The sequence below is a fragment of the Streptomyces speibonae genome (genome assembly GCF_984686075.1).
The window spans coordinates 1,162,614-1,178,130 of record NZ_OZ480260.1 but is presented as its reverse complement, the minus strand read 5'-3'; the positions used below and the strand labels follow the sequence as shown (position 1 = coordinate 1,178,130).

The window sequence follows — 15,517 nt, the reverse complement described above, 5'->3', positions numbered from 1 at the left end:
CGGCGTGAACCGGAAACGCCTCCGCGGAGGACTCACCGAGCCGGTCCGATCCCGGTCCGCATCGCCTCGGCCCGCCGCAGATCGCTCTCCGCGCGCCGTTGGGCCGCCTCCGCACCCGCACGCGCCGCCTCCGCCTCGGTCCGCGCGGCCTCCGTCTCACGCAGCGCCCGTTCGAGGGTGTCGGTGACCTCCGTGAAGCGGTCCGTCGCCTCCTGGACGGCGCGGGTACGCGACTCGATACCGAGCAGCGCGTCCCGTGACGCCTCGGCGGCCTCACCGGTCCGGTGCGCCACCACGCCCAGGTCGTTCAGCAAACGGCCGTTGACGTCCGCCACCACCTCGACGCCGGTGGTGAACCCCCGTTGGGAGGCGGCCAGCACGGTCAGCGAGTCCTCGACCTGCCGGGCCGCGTCGGACAGCGCGCCGCGCACGCGGTCACCGTTGTCGCCGACGGCCGTCTCCAGCCGGTCGGCGGCGCGGGACAGCACGTCACGCATGTCGTCGCCGGCCGCCTTGAGACCCTCCAGCGCCTTGTCCAGGACACCGGTCTGCCCGTCGACGGCGTCGGCCAGCCGCCGGCCCGCCTGGGTCAACGGGGCGTCCAGCGCCTGCACGGCGGCCTGGAGGGCCGTACCGCTGTCCCGCACGGTCTCCTCGATCCGCAGCACGACCTGCTCGACGGGCCGTACGTACGCCTCCGCCTGCGCCAGACGCCGCTCCGCCTTGTCCGCGGCCTCGCTCACCATCTCGGCGGCCCGGGTCAGCGCCTCCTGCGTGGTGATGGCCTTGGTGTGCATCCGTTGCAGCCGCCCCGCCGCCGCGTTGAGCTCGGCGGCGAACCGCTGGGGCGAGGCGAACCGGTGCTCGTTGAGCGCGAGTTGGGCACGGGTGAGCACGGGAACCAGCCGGGCCAGAGCCGCGGAGGCACGGCCACGCGCCTGCTCCTCGCGCCGGTCGGCACCGGTACGCCGGTAGCCGTGCACGGCCGTGAGAACGAACAGCATCACCAACGCCAGACATCCCCCCACGGCCACATGACCGAAGCGGTACGTCTCACTCAGATGCCCGTCGAACCCGGACTGCCACAGCTGCAGGAACGGCCGCCCGGCCGCCTTGGGGTCGTCCCCGGTGAGCGCCCCGTAGGCACTCGACGCCTGCCACAGGCCGAACCATGTGAACAGCAAGGGCAGGAAGACCAACGCGCCCAGCACCCAGTCCAGCACGGAGTCGAGCCGTGCCCCCCGACGGACGTCCACGGGCTCGGCGATGCTCTCGGGCCGTGCGAAGTGGCCCATCAGATCCAGATCGGCCCAGGCGTCGAGGGCGTCTCCCTCGGTGGATTCGAGTGCCTGTGCCAGCGCGCGCAGTTCCTCCGCACGCGGGGCGAGCGCGGGATCCCGCGCCACGTCCTCGAGGTGACGCGCCGTCACCTCTCTGTCGAGATGTGTCCCCGTGAACATTCCCCACCCTTGCCCGGTGAAGCCGGGACTTTCCAACGATCCGAGCACACGGCGACCAGAGCGCCGGCGCGCTTCACACACCCCTGCCCCATGAACGAAGCGGCAGGAACTTCACATCTCCTTCATTGATCGCGCAATGCTAGACGACGACCACATGGGGTGATCGGCGTTACGTAGGACAATTGCGCACGTTGCTGATGTACGTGGGCATGCATTGGGCGGTGGTGGCAGGTGAGCGACCGCCATCACCTCATGGCTTGTGCCAGCGATTGCGGCCGTCGGAGCCCGGGCCGCAGATCATGGGGGTTCCCGCCTTGGTCAGGATGTTACGCAACCCGGCGGATCCGTCGGACGCGGGGCCGGCGGACCGCGTGCGGACGGGACGTCGCGTCAGCGGAGGTCGGGGCCGCCCGCCTCGGCGAGTTGGTCGAGGACGCTGATCTCCGCGTCCGCGTCCGCGTCGTCGTCCGGGGTGTCCGGGGCGGCGTCGGCGGACGCCTCGGGTGCCTCGGACGCCTCCTCGGCGAGATGCGGGTACTTCTCCAGGAGGAAGCGGCGCCGGTACGCCATCTCGGCCGCGTCGATGATCCCTTCCAGGGTGGCCCAGTTCAGGGTGCTGCCCACGGCGATGCCCAGGGCGGGTACGGCCTTGCCGAGCCCCTTCTTGGTGAGGCGGAACTCGAACGCCTTCGCGAACGCCGAGGACACCTTGGCGATGAGGGTCTCGTTCAGCTTCTCCCAGGTCTTGCCCTTGAAAAGCGCCTGGGTGAGCTTCGAGAGGTCGGCCATCGCGGCGTTCTTGGCCGTGGCCGTACCGGCGGTGCCGACGTTGACGACCGACATCACGAAGAGCTTCTCGGCGGGATCCTCCGGGTCGTACCCGTAGGCCAGCGAGACCTGGCCGACGGCGCGGGACGCGAGTCCGAGGACGAAGGCCGCGTCGGCGAGGAAGGCACCGGCGATCGCACCTCCCGACGGCGCCGCCGCGGCCCCGGCGGACGCCGCGATGACCAACTCCCCGCCGGAGATGGCGAATGCCGAGCCCGCTCCGGAGAGCGCCGCGGCGGCGGGGTAGTACCAGCTCGCCGCCCTGCCGTGGACCGCGTCGACCTGTTCGAGATCGAGGCGGCGCAGGTCGGACAGTGAAGTGACGTCGTGGCCGCGCTTGTTGTGGAGTGCCACCACCCGCTGGGGAGAGAGTCCCGCCCGCGACACCCGCCCCACCGTCTTCTTCACGGACTGCACGGCGGTGCCGCCCCAGTCCGGCATGGCGTCGGCGGCGACGCGCGCGCCGGCGCCGACCTTGGAAGCGCCCTTGGCGGCGAACTCCTGGCCGCGCGCGACCGCCGACGCGGCCCGCGGATGCTTCTCCAGCTGCTTCGTCGCGCGCTTGCCGAGCTGTGCGACGCCCTTGGCCATGCGCTCGCCGGCGTTCTGCATCCCGTGCGACAGCGGGCGGCCCTTGAACTGCTGGATGGACCGCCATGCCGCGAGTTCGTACTCCGACGGAACGGAATGCGGCGGCTGCAAGTCGCTCATGGTCCCCCCTGAGGTGTGTCAGTGGGCATCACCGTACACGAAACGCTCACGGGGATGTAGCAGTTGTGCGTGTTGACATCATCAACGCATCGCATGGGTGGAGGGTGGTACGCCTCTTCGACTCACCCCGCCAGGGCCGCCTCGATCTGCCGCGTGGTCTGGGCGGCGATCACCGGATTGACGGCGGCGTAGGAGGAGTACGCGTTCAGGCCGGTGGCCAGGGCCCAGCCGCGCCCCCGCAGCCAGGTCGCCTCGTCGACGCCCAGCGCGTCGCGGAAGACGCGCCGGGACCTTACCCAGCCGCAGGCAAAGATGATCAATGAGCTGATGAGCGGACGGATGGACCTGCGATGACCATGTCCTTGAGTGACGAGGCGGTGGCGCCGTCGCTGCTGCATCGCCTTGCCGACGTCGTCGTCCTGCGCGCACGCCCGCTGCGGCACGGCATCGATCCGGTGTCGCTGTCACGGTTCGCCCGCAGGAGCATTCCTTCCGCCCGGGAGTGCTCCAGCCTTGCCAGGGCTCGGTATGCGGTGACCCGGTCGACGAGTCACTCGGGACCCGGCCGGCGCAGCAGGGCATCGCGTGAGGGGAGCACCGACACATCGCGCAACGCGGACGAGGACACATGGTGCCTGTGTTGTGAGTTGTTAGCCGGGGCACTGCGCCATCGGCCTGCCGCAGGCCGCTTGCAAGGGGCGAGATATCCCGAGCTGCGGGCGTCGTATGCCCAGCCCGAGATCATTCTGAAGTGCCCACTTCAGTATTGCATCATCTGTAGTAAATGCTACTATGGCGGTGTTCTGTGAATGAGCGAGATCAACAGGTCCAACATCAACTTGGAAACCGCGCAACCCTGCCAACGCGACTGATATCAGTCAGATCGAATCGACAGCGATCATGTACTACTCATTCCCGCTCCGCGAATCACCTCTGCCTACAGGAATTCCCGGCTCGTGCGTGACCCTTCATGACACGCTGCGCGAAAGCAGTCCTGCGCCGGCGCCTCATGGCCACCCCTGCCGGGTCTCCTCAGTGAACGACGCCTTCTCATGGCAGGTTCCATGCAACCTCGCCGCAGTGAGCCAAGCCCGCAAAGTCACGCGACAGCAACTGAGCCGCTGGGACCTCGCTGCACATTCCGACACCACCGAGTTGCTCGTCAGCGAGCTCGTCACCAACGCCATCACTCACGGCTGCAGCCCGGTCCGACTCTGCCTCAAGAGCCAGCCCGGCACACTCCGCTGTGAAGTGTCAGACCACCACCCCGCCGCGCCCCACATCCATTCACCCGATCCGGGTGACGAATCGGGGCGCGGCATGCAGTTGGTGGACGCGCTCGCCGACCAGTGGGGCATCAAGTCTCAGCCTCATGGAAAGACCGTGTGGTTCGAGGTGACGGTTCCTGACCAGTCATCACATGTGTAACTCCAACCTTTGCGGAGTCCCCGTTCGCTAGCAATGCCCGACAGTAAGCGGATGATCGTGCGACTCGCTGTGATCGCGTCCCGCGAGGTGCAACACCGTTGCCTTTAGCCACGGTTGGTGGTGTCAAGGCAGCCGCCTTCCTTGATCATCTCGAAGTGAAGGGTGTACGCCTTGGCTGTTCTGGGGTGCTTGCCGGTAGTGAACGTGTACTTGCTGTTGCGCTTGCGGACGCGGGCCTTCAGACGCCAGCGCCGGCCCTTCGGCAGGAGGCCGGCCAGGGCGACACGACCGATCGCCCCGACGAGGCCCACCGGACCGTCTGGGGCGATGCCGCGGGCGGCCACGATCTGGTCGGCGGCGGCGTTGAGCAGCACGATCAGCTGACGCGCTCCGCCGACAGGCCCGGCTGGGCTGTGACCAGGTCGTCCGCGGTCCGCACCAGCGCCTGGTAGACCGTCAGCAGGGCATAGACCTCCTGCTCGAGCCCGGGGACTGTCCGCTGTCGATGACCTGCGTCAACTCTCCCAGGTGGCCGGGAGCGTACACATCATGAGCTGACGCCACGGGTGGCGGGGTGGCAGAATGCCGCGGCAACGGGACCACCGGTACGACGATCTCTGGGCTCGACACCACAGGGATCTACCAGGGGTCCCGTCCTCTCGTTCATGAACTTGACAAAGTTGCCGGACGGCATAAGGCAACGGTGTTGCACCTCGCGGGACGCGACCCTCGCTGCTCGGCAACCTCAGCCTGCCCCTGCCACGGAGAGCAGGAACGCCCGTTCTACCGCAGGACATGAGAGAGTCCCGGCCATCCTGGGGTGGGGATCGCCGGGACTTCCGCTCGGGCAACGGCGCTTGTAAAACCGAGCGGAGCCAGAGGGATTTGCCGCGATGCGCTGCTGCACTGCAGCTGCCGTGGAGGCACTTGGCGCAGCGGCGCCGAGCGGTGCCTGGCCAGTGCCGATTCGGCCCGCCTGGCAACAGCCGCGTTGGCAGTGCCAAGGGCTCGGCTTCGGCGGGGATGCCGGAAGGGCAATCAGAGGACGTGCGTTCGCGCCGCGGCGAGGCATCCTCGGCCGTGGTGAGCCTCTGTCCGATCGAGCGGAGGGGCCCGTCCGCCTGGGTCCCCAACGCGTGGAGAAGCGAGTCGAGCTCGGTCACCTCGCAACACCCGAAAGGTAGCATGCGCTACAACTATAAGCAATGCGTAGTGAATACTTCACGAGGTCTCGGTTTGCCTCCCCCCACACCAGGAGGACGTGGCGGATGTGCCTACCTCGTGGGCGAAAGCAGGAGGAGCGCCTCGGCCCCCGCGGAAGGTCGGCTACTTCCGACTCGGCTCTGCTGGATACGGAGCCGCTTCAGCGCGGGATGGATCCTGTGTCCTGCCTTCGGCGGTGGCCAGGGCGTGGTTGCGGTGCATCGAGGACCAGAAGGAGGCACCGATCAGGACGACACCGATCAGGCCGGTGATGATCTCGTTGATCTCGTACTGGATCGTGACCAGCAGGATCATGGCGAGCGCGCCGATCGCGTAGTGCGCGCCGTGCTCCAGGTAGACGTAGTCGTCGAGGGTGCCCTGGCGGACCAGGTACACGGTCAGTGAACGGACGTACATCGCGCCGATTCCGAGACCCAGCGCCATCAGGACGATGTCGTTGGTGATGGCGAAGGCGCCGATCACACCGTCGAAGGAGAAGGAGGCGTCCAGGACCTCGAGGTAGAGGAACATGAAGAACGCGGCCTTGCCGGCCAGGGCGACCGCGGAGCGCGGCTTGCCGGCGCGCTCGGCCGCTTCCTCCGCCTCGTGCTCGCGCTCCTCCTCCTCTTCGAGCCGGTCCTCGAAGAAGCCGGACAGGCCGCCCACGACCATGTAGGTGATCAGACCCGCGATACCGGAGAGCAGGACCGTGCCCGACTTGTCCACATGCGCGCCGCCGTGCTGGTGGGCGTTGGTGGCGAAGGTGATGGCGGAGATCAGCAGGATGATGAGCGCGATGCAGACCGACAGCATGTCGACCTTGCCGAGCTTGGCCAGCGGGCGCTCCAGCCAGCTCAGCCACTTGATGTCCCGGTCCTCGAAGATGAAGTCCAGGAAGATCATCAGCAGGAACATCCCACCGAACGCGGCGATCGCCGGGTGCGCGTCGGTGACGAGCTGCTGGTACATGTCCTTGTCGTTGAGCGCGAGGTCGACCGCCTCGATCGGCCCGAGCTGGGCGCTGATCGCGACGATGACGACGGGGAAGACCAGTCGCATACCGAACACGGCGATCAGGATGCCGATGGTGAGGAAGAACTTCTGCCAGAAGGCATTCATCTTCTTCAGGATCCCGGCGTTGACCACCGCGTTGTCAAACGACAGCGAGATTTCCAGGACGGAGAGGATCGCCACGATGCCGAGAGCGGTCCACCCCCCGAAGAGGACCGCCGCAACCAGGCCGAGCGCGGTGACCGCGAACGACCAGCCGAACGTTTTCAGAACCATCGTATTGAACCTCCTGTGCTCTCCGTGTCCGGCCTCGCCTCTCTCGGAGTGCGGTCCGCGCGGTGCAGAGGAACTGGGCGGCTAGCGCCTCCCGCTGCAGCTTCCTTGGAGGTGTTGTCGTAGGGCACCTTGGGCAGCCCGGACACATTACGGAATTTGATGAACGACCGAACGTGGGGAGCGGTCACCAGACAGCCGACTATCTGGTGACCGCCCGCTCAGGTGGAGCTTCTAGCTCTATTGTCGACAAGCGGATTGCAGCGGCTTGTAAATCTCAGCGCTCCGTTTCAGCACACGACCTTCAGCTTGCGCAGCAGTGGGCGTCCAGCGGAAACTCCGCTGGACGCCCACTGCGCCACTCGTTGGTACGGCGCCGGCGAACCGCTGGGAGCTGGATTGCACCGAGCAAGTCGCGATTTCGGTGCGGCCGGTCAAGGAACGGCTTGTGGATGGATTCTCAATCCTCGTCAGAGGCCATGCCCTTGTGACGCATTTGCATCCCGAAAACCGCCGAGATGACTGTAAGGAGGGCAAAGGCGATGAAGATTGGCCGCTCCAGGAAGAAGGTAGGCGACATGGCGAGTGATTGTTCCGCCCGCATTTCTACCAGAGGCCCCAGAATCATCCCCATTACTAGTGGCGCAATGGGCACATCCCAGGCTGTGAAAAGCCAGCCGACTAGGCCGAAGGCGACACATACCCACACGTCGGTGAAGCTGTTCCGCGCAAGATACGCGCCGAGCAGGCAGCAGGACGCCACGATGCTCATGAGTAGCCCGGTCGGCACCTTGATCACCTTCACCCAGAGGCTGACCAGTGGAAGATTCAGCACAAGGAGGATGATGTTGGCGATGAAGAAGCTTGCAAAACCACAGGTCGCACTGCGCGAGTTCGCCCGGCTCATAGACCGTCCGCGAGACCGGGTCCACCGGGAGGTAGGCCGTCCGCGACTCGCGCACCCGCTCGCGCAGGATCGTCAGCCCGCGTTCCCAGCCGATCCGCTCCGCGATCACCGGCACGGGCATGGTCGGCGTCTGATTCAAAAGCTCCCGCACGGTCGGCTCGGCCGCGTCCACCGCCGAGCCCTTCGGCGCTCGCCGGTACTGCGGCGGCCGGTCCGAGGCCAGAGCACGCAGCACGGTGTTCCTGGAGATCCCCAGATGCCGGGCCACAGCCCTCGCTGACACCCCTTCAACCCGGTGCATCCGGCGGTCTCCGCCCCGCCCTCCACCTCGATCACCCTCGCTTCCTCCTGACTCCACAGACAGTGAAGTCAGAATGATCAAGAGATCGCAGAGTGGCTCACTTTTCATCCGCCGTACATGGCCCTCGTTTCACCTGTTGCCAAGAGGGCGTACAGGCAGAGTGCGAGCTCCAGGCGCACATCCTGTCGTGCTGAAGGGCACGCCTCTCCTGGCCGCCCAACTCAGTCGCCAGGTCAAGGGCCCGCAGCAGGGTCTGAATGCTTGATGATCGTGGGCCACCAAATGAAGCGCCCCAGGCTGCCAGCCAGACTTGCATCCTGCAGGCGGCGACCTGTACGTCCCACTGGACCGCCCCGCTCGCCCCGGTGGTGGACTTGTCCCGGTTGACACACCCGACCAGCACACACCCCTGCACGGCCCCGGGGATTACGGAGGGTCCGTGGACTGCAGTGCGAACGTCAGCCCTCAATGTCGAGTTTGCCCCCGACGATGTTGGCCCTGAGGGCGTTGATCTGTTCCATCGAACGGACAGCATTGGCCTGATCTTGCGCTGCAACAGAGAGTTCGAGTGCTCGGGCGACGATCATTCCCATGATGACCCCGTCGCTGGTGCCGTGAGTGGTCGGAGGCGTAGCCAGGACGATATCTACGCGGTCACGCAGCGTTATTCCGAGTGTCTCACTGACAAGGATGGTGGTTGCCCCCACGTCGGCCGCATGCTCGAGGACGATGTCGATTTCCCGGAAGCGGCGCAGGGTGGCAAAGACGAGGACCACATCGTCTGCGGTGATATCGAGCAAGTGATCTGCGAGCGTGAGCCCTGTCGCCTTGATGCTCGTACTGGGCACCCCGGCACGTTTGACCTTGGTACTGAGGTAGTCAGCGGCGCAGCCGCTGGGGCCGATGCCGTAAGCGACGACACGCGCCGCGTCTGCCATCGCAGCGACAGCGCGATCCCAGCTCTCCGCGTCCAGATTTGCCTCGAACTGAGCAACGAGTTCTGCGGTGTCGCGCAGAACCCTTCTCGCGCCGAAGCTGGAGCTGCCGATCTGACCGAGTTGATCATCGAGCACCTTGGACGGATCCAGATACCGGTTGGATGTGGCCAGCGCCGAACGGCGCAACTCGCGGAAGTTCGGATAGCCAAGCTTCTTGGCTGTTCTAACCACGGTGGCATCACTGGTGGAGGTAAGGCGTCCGAGCTCGGCCGTCGAGGACACGGCGACCAGGGCCGAGTTGGCCACTATGAACGCGGCAACCTGCGCCTCGCTGGGCGTCAAGGCGGCAGCGGCGATCCGTTCGTGGAGCGGATGGTCGGAAGTCGCGTCACTCACCCTCTTGCCACCTAACCGTCGAGAACACTACCTTCAAGGTCAACCCGAAGCGAATACTACAGCACTCGAGCTGAGGCGATCCGGCGGCCCGGCAAACAGGCTCGCCATGAAGCCTGGGCACTCTGGTCGAACAGGAGAACTCCGTCGGGCACGAAGCGTTCCAGGACGCGGATGGCGTTGACGACGGGCTTGATCGCGACCCAGGGAACTTCACGAAGCTCACCGGTGGACAGGTGGAAGCCGTCCTCGTCACGGGCCGTCGTGTAGACGTTGCCGCGGATGAGGTGCCGGCCTTCCTCGGGATCGGGGCAGCAGCCGGACCGAAGGCCGAGAATTACTGGCGGGAGGGGGTTATTCCGACCGTGCGCTATTCCTCCTCTTTCCGGCTCGCAGAAGCGATCTTTTGGGTGTCGCCTCACCGCTTTGCTGCGGAGTTCCCAGTGGCGGCAAGGACAGCTTTCGCCTGTTCGCGGGCATGGCCGATGGGGTCCGCGAAGATGTTCAGGCCGTGGGCGACGAGCGCTCCTTCATGAAGCAGCATGAGTGTCTGGCCCAGATGGCCGGCCCCGTCCGGGGTGATGTCCCCGGCGAGGTCGGTGAACAGGGTGAGCATCCACTGCTTTTGCCCGGCGATGATCGCGTAGGCCGGGTGGGACGGATCGCTGATCTCGGCGTGAGCATTGACCATGCTGCACCCCTTGGAACTGTTCTTCGCCGACCACGCGCGTGAGGCATCGAAGACGGCAAGGACGCGCGCCGCCGACACCGGTGGTGCGGCGTCGAGGCACTGGGCGAGGAAGGCCCGCCAGCGTTCATCACGATCCGCGAGGTACTCCACGACGATCTGCTCCTTGGAACCGAACCGGTCGTAGAGGGTCTTCTTTGTCACCCCGGCCTCGGCGGCGATCAGGTCCACCCCGACGGCATGGATGCCGCGCTCGTAGAACAGCCTCGCGGCGGCCTCCAGGACGCGCCGGGCGGCAGGCGTCATCGTGATCCGTCGCGGCCTCTCGGTAGTGCCCATACCTCAGGAGTATACCGATCTGTATAGTGAGTCGATGGGTATACCGATCTGTTTAGTGGAGGGTGAGGCGTGAACTTCCTGCTCTCGATCGCCTTCGTGATCTGCTGGAGTTCCGGGTTCATCGGAGCCAAGCTCGGCGCGGGCAGTGCGTCTGCGGTCACGATCCTGATGTGGCGGTTCCTGCCGCTGGCCGTCATCCTGATCGTCATTGCCACCGTCTCCAGAACGTCGTGGCGGGACCTCGCGGTGCGGGATCTGGCCCGGCAGGGCATGATCGGCATGCTGTCGCAGAGCGGCTATCTACTCACCGTCTACTACGCGATCCAACTCGGGGTCTCCAGCGGCACCACAGCCCTGATCGACGGCGTCCAGCCCCTCGTCGCCGGAGCACTTGCCGGACCGTTGTTGCGTCAGCACGTCTCACACAAGCAGTGGCTCGGCCTGTGCCTGGGGGTGAGCGGCGTCGCCATCGTCACCATGGCCGATGCCGCGGCCGGCACCGGTGCGGCCTGGTGGGCCTATCTCATTCCCTTCCTCGGCATGTTCTCGCTGGTAGCGGCCACGTTCCTCGAAAGCCGCTCCCGCGTACGGGTTGCGCCAGCAGTGTCGCTGACCGTCCACTGCGCCACCAGTGCCGTCATCTTCACGGCACTTGCCGTGAGCGCCGGAGCCGCGGAGCCGCCCGCTGAGCTCTCGTTCTGGGCCGCGATCATCTGGCTCGTAGCCTTGTCGACTTTCGGCGGATACGGGCTGTACTGGCTCATCCTGAGGCGCTCTGGAGTCACCAAGGTCAACACGCTCATGTTCCTCATGGCCCCGGTCACGGCAGTCTGGGGAGCCCTCATGTTCGGCGAACCGTTCGGTCCGCATACCGCTCTCGGCCTGGCCGTCGGCCTCGCAGCGGTCGTCATCGTCCATCGTGGTGACACCTCATCCACCAGGGTGTGCGCGCGGGATACGGACACGGGCGAGGCCGCGAGGACAGCCAAGTACGGCGCCTGATACCTCTGCCTCGTTAGGGAGGAGGAGCTTCCTCGTCGTCTGCGGCCCGGGCCGCCAGGTATTCGGCCCAGTCGCGCCTGGCGTAGGCGACCCAGCGGAGCGCGGTGTGGCGGCGCATCCCGGTCACGTCGGCGAGGATCGGGCTGGGGAGATCTGCAGCGAGGGCGGCCAGCGCCGCGTTGCGGGCGGTGCGAACCGGAATGCCGTGACGGCCCAGCTTCTGGGTCATGCCGTGGGTCGAGATCGGCTTGCCCGGGACCATGCCCGGGAAGAGCCACCGAGGCCCTGGGCGGACTCGCGAGAGCTGCGGCCGCAGCTGGGGCTGTTCGGCGAGGCACCGAAAGAGCTCGGCGAGCCGTGGAGGCAGCAGCACGGGGTGGCGGCCCAGGACCAGGTGGGCGTGCTTGTCGCCGAACTTGAGGTGCTCGGGCGTCAGATGGCAGAGGCGTTCGGTGGACGGGCCGAACGGCAGGGTGATCGCCCCGGCCGCCCGGACGTCCGTGGGCAGGGCATCGTCGGTCAGACATCGCTGGAGGAGTGGCCACCGATCGTCCTCATCGAGCAGGTTCTGGGGTTCCTGCCTCGGGATGGAGGGGACGGTGAGCTCGCGGGTGAGCCGACGGCTCGTGGTCCATTTCAGCGGTGGCCAAAGCGGCTCCTGCGGTCGGGCCCGCTCCGTACGGCGGGCGGTCAGGAGTCATCGCACCGAGGGGGACGGCGGCCTGTCGAACGCTTTTCAGCGACCGCCGTCGCTGTCGGCTTGTGCGCGGGCGCGGAGGTAGGTGTCCAGTTCCGCGGCCCCGGCCAGCATCGCCCGTCCCCGGGCGGACAGCCGGCCGTGCCACTGGCGCAGCGTGTCCTCCAGCGGCTCCAGCCCGCCCGCCTCCCGCACCTGCGTGATCAGCGGGGCGATCTGCTCCAACAGGCGACCGCCGCGCCGGAGCTGATGTGCCAGCCGCGCGTCGCGTACGTCGGCGTCGTCGTAGACCCGGTACCCGGTCACCGGATCCCGGCGCGGGCGCACGAGCCCGGCCGCCTCCCACTTGCGCAGGGTCGCCGGCCGCACCCCCAGCTCCGCGGCGAGCGGACCGATGAACGTACGGCCGGTGCGGGGCGCGGGGGTGCCGGACGCGGACCGCCTCTCCGGGGACAGGGCGCGCAGAGCGCTCTCCACGGCCCGCAACGTGCGCCGGTCCTCGAGCAACTGCGCGTGGCTCTCGTCGATCAGGCGCAGCGCCTCGTCGGTCGCACCCCGGTTCACGGCCTGCATGACCGCCGTCGCCGTCCGGTGGCTGTGCCCGGGCACCAGGGCGAGGAACGCGGCGAGCGCCTGCGCGTGCAGCTCGGTGTAGGTGCGGTAGCCGTGGGCCGTGCGGCCGGCGGGCGGGAGGATGCCGGCCTCCTCGTAGTTCCGCACGGCCTGCGTGGACAGACCGTGGCGTCGTGCCAGGTCGACGGGCCTGAGCTTCCCGGCACTTTGAAGGTTTCGCCCCATGAAGCCGACGCTATCGCGCCCAAGTCTCCACCGAAAGTTCAACGATACGGTTGAAGCATGGCAACCGACATCAAGGACATCGCCCGTTCCGTCGATGCCGCGGCGGTGATGGGGCTGCTCCCGTCCCGCCCGCGGATCCTGGCCCTCGGCGAGCCCACCCACGGCGAGGACGCTCTGCTCCACCTGCGCAACGAACTCTTCCGCCAACTGGTGGAGCGGGAGGGCTACCGCACCATCGCGCTCGAGACCGACTGCGTACGGGGCCTGGTCGTGGACGCGTACGTCACCACCGGCACCGGCGCCCTCGACGACGTCATGGAGCGCGGATTCAGCCACGGTTGGGGCGCGTCGGAGGGCAACCGCGCACTCGTCCGCTGGATGCGGGAGTACAACGAGGGGCGCCCCGCGCCGGAGCGGCTCCGCTTCGCGGGCATGGACGGCCCACTGGAGATCACCGGCGCCGCGAGCCCGAGGCAGTCCCTGACCGCCCTCCACGACTACCTCGCGGCGCACGTCGACCCGGGTCTGCTTCCCTGCACCACGGACACGCTCGACCGTCTCCTCGGCGCCGACGAGCCGTGGACCGACGAGGCCGTGATGACCGACCCGTCCCGGTCCGTGGGCCGCTCGCCCGAGGCGCTCGAACTGCGGCTGCTCGCCGACGACCTCGTCGCGCTGCTCGACACACAGACGCCCCACCTCCTCGCGACGACCTCACGGGACGACTGGGACCGCGCACGCCTGTACGGCCGTACCGCCACCGGCCTGCTGCGCTACCACTTCTGGATGGCCGACCCCTCACCCGCCCGCATGACACGCCTGCTGGCCACGCGCGACGCGATGATGTCCGGCAACCTCCTCGCCCTCGCCGAGCGCGCCCCGGTCCTGGTCCACGCCCAGAACAGCCACCTCCAGCGGGACAAGAGCTCGATGACCATGTGGGACCATCCACGCCTGGAGTGGTGGAGCGCCGGCGCCCTGGTGAGCGCGTACTTGGGAGAGCGGTACGCCTTCCTGGCCACCGCGCTCGGCACGATCCGCCACCAGGGCGTGGAGGCACCGCCCCCGGACACCCTCGAAGGGCTCCTGTACGCCCTCCCCGAGGACCGCTGCGTCATCGACCCGGCCCGCCTGTCCGCCACCCTTGCAGACAAGCACCCTCCGCTCCGCGTATCCCCATGGTTCGGCTACGCCCCGTTCGACCCGGCCCAACTCCCGCACACCGACGCCCTCGTGTTCCTCGCGGACGCGACACGGAGCCCGCGCCCTTGAGTGCGCTCGCGTGAGGTTCAGGCCGCGTGGGGACGGGCTCCGGGGCCGGGTTTCGCGGTGACTTTGTGGGGGGTCAGCGCGGTGTGTCCCCGCTCGCACTCGACCACCACGCGGACCGGGGTCCCGCACTCCTCGTGCCGCAGGTCGAGGACCGGTCCGTCCCCGTCACCCATGTGCGTCTCGCCCCACTGCTTGAGCGCCACCAGGACCGGCCACAGATCCCAGCCCTTGCGCGTCACGCGGTACTCGTGGCGGGCGCGACTGCCGGGCTCCTGATACGGCACGGCCCGCAGGATGCCCGCCGCGGTCAGCTTCCGGAGGCGGTCGCTGAGGACGGCGTCCGACAGGCCGATGTGGCGGCGGAACTCGTCGAAGCGGCGGACGCCGTTGCAGGCGTCGCGCAGGATCAACAGGGTCCACTTCTCGCCGACCACGCCGAGCGTGAGCTGGACCGGGCAGTTCTCCGTGCTCGTCTCAAGCCACTTCATACCGCCATCGTAGGAGCCTGACTTCGTGATTGACAGCCAGCCGCGACAACCGCTAGCTTCAATTTCGAAAGTCAGACCGGGAGGAGTGGGCCGTGGAACGGACGCGAACGTATGAGTGGGAGGATCCCGCACCGTCGGCCGCCGCCGTGGGACTCTCCTCCGGGCTGGATTTCCTGCGCGACCTGCAGACCGGGAGCCTGCCCGCGCCGCCCGTGAGCGCGGCGCTGAGCATCAGCCTCGACGAGGTGGAGAAGGGGCGCGCGGTCTTCTCGATGCTCCCGGGTGAGGAGCACTACAACCCGATCGGCAGTGTGCACGGCGGGGTCTACGCGACGCTGCTCGACTCGGCGGCGGGCTGCGCCGTCCAGTCCACCCTGCCGCCGGGCATGGGGTACACCTCACTCGACCTCACCGTGAAGTTCCTGCGCCGCATCACGGTGGACACCGGCCGGGTCCGCGCCATCGGCACGATCGTCCACGGCGGCCGCAGCACCGCCCTCGCCCAGGCCCAGTTGGTCGACGCGACGGACCGCGTGCTCGCCCACGCCACCAGCACGTGCATGCTGTTCCCGGTGACCGGGCCCTGAAACGGCGGGGGCATCCGCCCCGGCCCCGTTGTCGGCGTTGCGGGGGTTGAGGAGCATCGGAACGAAACCGGCGCTGAGCCTCCCGTGCACCTGAGAGTGCTTTGACCTGTACTCATCGGGGTGAGCGCCCGACGGCGAGATGCCCCGGTGCGTGGGCGCCGGGCCAGCTCCTGGTATCAGTGCGGCGTGACCT

General features: G+C 67.7%; 14 protein-coding genes and 2 pseudogenes. 4 read left to right on the top strand and 12 right to left on the bottom strand.

Translation table 11 applies throughout. The annotated features are described in order from the left end of the window. Nucleotides 1-32: 32 nt before the first annotated feature. The 3 genes and pseudogenes from AC5L3C_RS05260 to AC5L3C_RS05250 form a co-directional block, all read right to left on the bottom strand. Nucleotides 33-1,460, bottom strand: coding sequence for a hypothetical protein (locus AC5L3C_RS05260; RefSeq protein ID WP_493647204.1), 1,428 nt, complete (start codon nt 1,458-1,460; stop codon nt 33-35). A 390-nt stretch (nt 1,461-1,850) separates the two neighbouring features. Next, a complete protein-coding gene (locus AC5L3C_RS05255) occupies nt 1,851-2,999 on the bottom strand; it encodes an EcsC family protein (protein ID WP_493647203.1) in 1,149 nt (382 codons plus the stop codon). Nucleotides 3,000-3,121: 122 nt separating this feature from the next. After that, nucleotides 3,122-3,289 (bottom strand): annotated as a pseudogene (locus AC5L3C_RS05250) (phosphotransferase); the annotation flags it as partial. 745 nt (nt 3,290-4,034) lie between these two features. Here AC5L3C_RS05250 and AC5L3C_RS05245 point away from each other — a divergent pair. After that, on the top strand, nt 4,035-4,427 hold the full coding sequence (locus tag AC5L3C_RS05245) for an ATP-binding protein (RefSeq protein ID WP_493647201.1): 393 nt from the start codon (nt 4,035-4,037) through the stop codon (nt 4,425-4,427). Nucleotides 4,428-4,531: 104 nt separating this feature from the next. On the opposite strand, the gene AC5L3C_RS05240 is transcribed toward AC5L3C_RS05245, so the two are convergent. From AC5L3C_RS05240 to AC5L3C_RS05215, 6 genes and pseudogenes are all read right to left on the bottom strand, one after another. Further along, nucleotides 4,532-4,801 carry a hypothetical protein gene (locus tag AC5L3C_RS05240; RefSeq protein ID WP_493647200.1) on the bottom strand — a complete coding sequence of 90 codons (270 nt, stop codon included), beginning with the start codon at nt 4,799-4,801 and terminating at the stop codon, nt 4,532-4,534. Between the two features lie 952 nt (nt 4,802-5,753). After that, the gene (locus tag AC5L3C_RS05235) at nt 5,754-6,917 is read right to left on the bottom strand and encodes a DUF475 domain-containing protein (protein ID WP_493647199.1); all 1,164 of its coding nucleotides are present in this window, start codon (nt 6,915-6,917) and stop codon (nt 5,754-5,756) included. Between the two features lie 457 nt (nt 6,918-7,374). After that, the gene (locus tag AC5L3C_RS05230; RefSeq protein WP_493647198.1) at nt 7,375-7,821 is read right to left on the bottom strand and encodes a tripartite tricarboxylate transporter permease; all 447 of its coding nucleotides are present in this window, start codon (nt 7,819-7,821) and stop codon (nt 7,375-7,377) included. Next, nucleotides 7,784-8,122, bottom strand: a pseudogene (locus tag AC5L3C_RS05225) (IS21 family transposase); the annotation flags it as partial. The pseudogene AC5L3C_RS05225 and the gene AC5L3C_RS05230, both read right to left, overlap by 38 nt. 458 nt (nt 8,123-8,580) lie before the next feature. Beyond that, nucleotides 8,581-9,456 (bottom strand): MurR/RpiR family transcriptional regulator, encoded by an 876-nt coding sequence (locus AC5L3C_RS05220; protein ID WP_493647195.1) that lies wholly within the window; start codon nt 9,454-9,456, stop codon nt 8,581-8,583. 415 nt (nt 9,457-9,871) lie between these two features. Further along, nucleotides 9,872-10,480: a TetR/AcrR family transcriptional regulator gene (locus AC5L3C_RS05215; RefSeq protein WP_493647194.1), complete on the bottom strand. Its 609-nt coding sequence runs from the start codon at nt 10,478-10,480 to the stop codon at nt 9,872-9,874. Nucleotides 10,481-10,549: 69 nt separating this feature from the next. Here AC5L3C_RS05215 and AC5L3C_RS05210 point away from each other — a divergent pair, with 69 nt between their 5' ends. Then, nucleotides 10,550-11,482 carry a DMT family transporter gene (locus AC5L3C_RS05210; RefSeq protein WP_493647192.1) on the top strand — a complete coding sequence of 311 codons (933 nt, stop codon included), beginning with the start codon at nt 10,550-10,552 and terminating at the stop codon, nt 11,480-11,482. 13 nt (nt 11,483-11,495) lie between these two features. Here the strand turns inward: AC5L3C_RS05210 and AC5L3C_RS05205 are convergent, their stop codons facing one another. Then, nucleotides 11,496-11,711 (bottom strand): hypothetical protein, encoded by a 216-nt coding sequence (locus AC5L3C_RS05205; RefSeq protein ID WP_493647190.1) that lies wholly within the window; start codon nt 11,709-11,711, stop codon nt 11,496-11,498. 507 nt (nt 11,712-12,218) lie between these two features. Further along, nucleotides 12,219-12,977 carry a TioE family transcriptional regulator gene (locus AC5L3C_RS05200; protein WP_493647189.1) on the bottom strand — a complete coding sequence of 253 codons (759 nt, stop codon included), beginning with the start codon at nt 12,975-12,977 and terminating at the stop codon, nt 12,219-12,221. Nucleotides 12,978-13,034: 57 nt separating this feature from the next. Here AC5L3C_RS05200 and AC5L3C_RS05195 point away from each other — a divergent pair, with 57 nt between their 5' ends. After that, on the top strand, nt 13,035-14,249 hold the full coding sequence (locus AC5L3C_RS05195; protein WP_125502730.1) for an erythromycin esterase family protein: 1,215 nt from the start codon (nt 13,035-13,037) through the stop codon (nt 14,247-14,249). Nucleotides 14,250-14,266: 17 nt separating this feature from the next. Here AC5L3C_RS05195 and AC5L3C_RS05190 read toward each other — a convergent pair whose 3' ends face one another. After that, nucleotides 14,267-14,737 carry a winged helix-turn-helix transcriptional regulator gene (locus AC5L3C_RS05190; protein WP_125502728.1) on the bottom strand — a complete coding sequence of 157 codons (471 nt, stop codon included), beginning with the start codon at nt 14,735-14,737 and terminating at the stop codon, nt 14,267-14,269. Between the two features lie 92 nt (nt 14,738-14,829). On the opposite strand from AC5L3C_RS05190, the gene AC5L3C_RS05185 reads away from it, so the two are divergent. Then, nucleotides 14,830-15,324, top strand: a complete 495-nt coding sequence (locus tag AC5L3C_RS05185) for a PaaI family thioesterase (RefSeq protein ID WP_125502726.1) — start codon at nt 14,830-14,832, stop codon at nt 15,322-15,324. Nucleotides 15,325-15,517 lie beyond the last annotated feature (193 nt).

Bases quoted from the DNA above. Each gene is read 5' to 3' on its own strand.
- AC5L3C_RS05205 (WP_493647190.1), bottom strand. From the start codon at position 11,711: ATGACCCAGAAGCTGGGCCGTCACGGCATTCCGGTTCGCACCGCCCGC.
- AC5L3C_RS05230 (WP_493647198.1), bottom strand. From the start codon at position 7,821: ATGAGCCGGGCGAACTCGCGCAGTGCGACCTGTGGTTTTGCAAGCTTC.
- AC5L3C_RS05215 (WP_493647194.1), bottom strand. From the start codon at position 10,480: ATGGGCACTACCGAGAGGCCGCGACGGATCACGATGACGCCTGCCGCC.
- AC5L3C_RS05195 (WP_125502730.1), top strand. From the start codon at position 13,035: ATGGCAACCGACATCAAGGACATCGCCCGTTCCGTCGATGCCGCGGCG.
- AC5L3C_RS05200 (WP_493647189.1), bottom strand. From the start codon at position 12,977: ATGGGGCGAAACCTTCAAAGTGCCGGGAAGCTCAGGCCCGTCGACCTG.
- AC5L3C_RS05235 (WP_493647199.1), bottom strand. From the start codon at position 6,917: ATGGTTCTGAAAACGTTCGGCTGGTCGTTCGCGGTCACCGCGCTCGGC.
- AC5L3C_RS05255 (WP_493647203.1), bottom strand. From the start codon at position 2,999: ATGAGCGACTTGCAGCCGCCGCATTCCGTTCCGTCGGAGTACGAACTC.
- AC5L3C_RS05190 (WP_125502728.1), bottom strand. From the start codon at position 14,737: ATGAAGTGGCTTGAGACGAGCACGGAGAACTGCCCGGTCCAGCTCACG.
- AC5L3C_RS05260 (WP_493647204.1), bottom strand. From the start codon at position 1,460: ATGTTCACGGGGACACATCTCGACAGAGAGGTGACGGCGCGTCACCTC.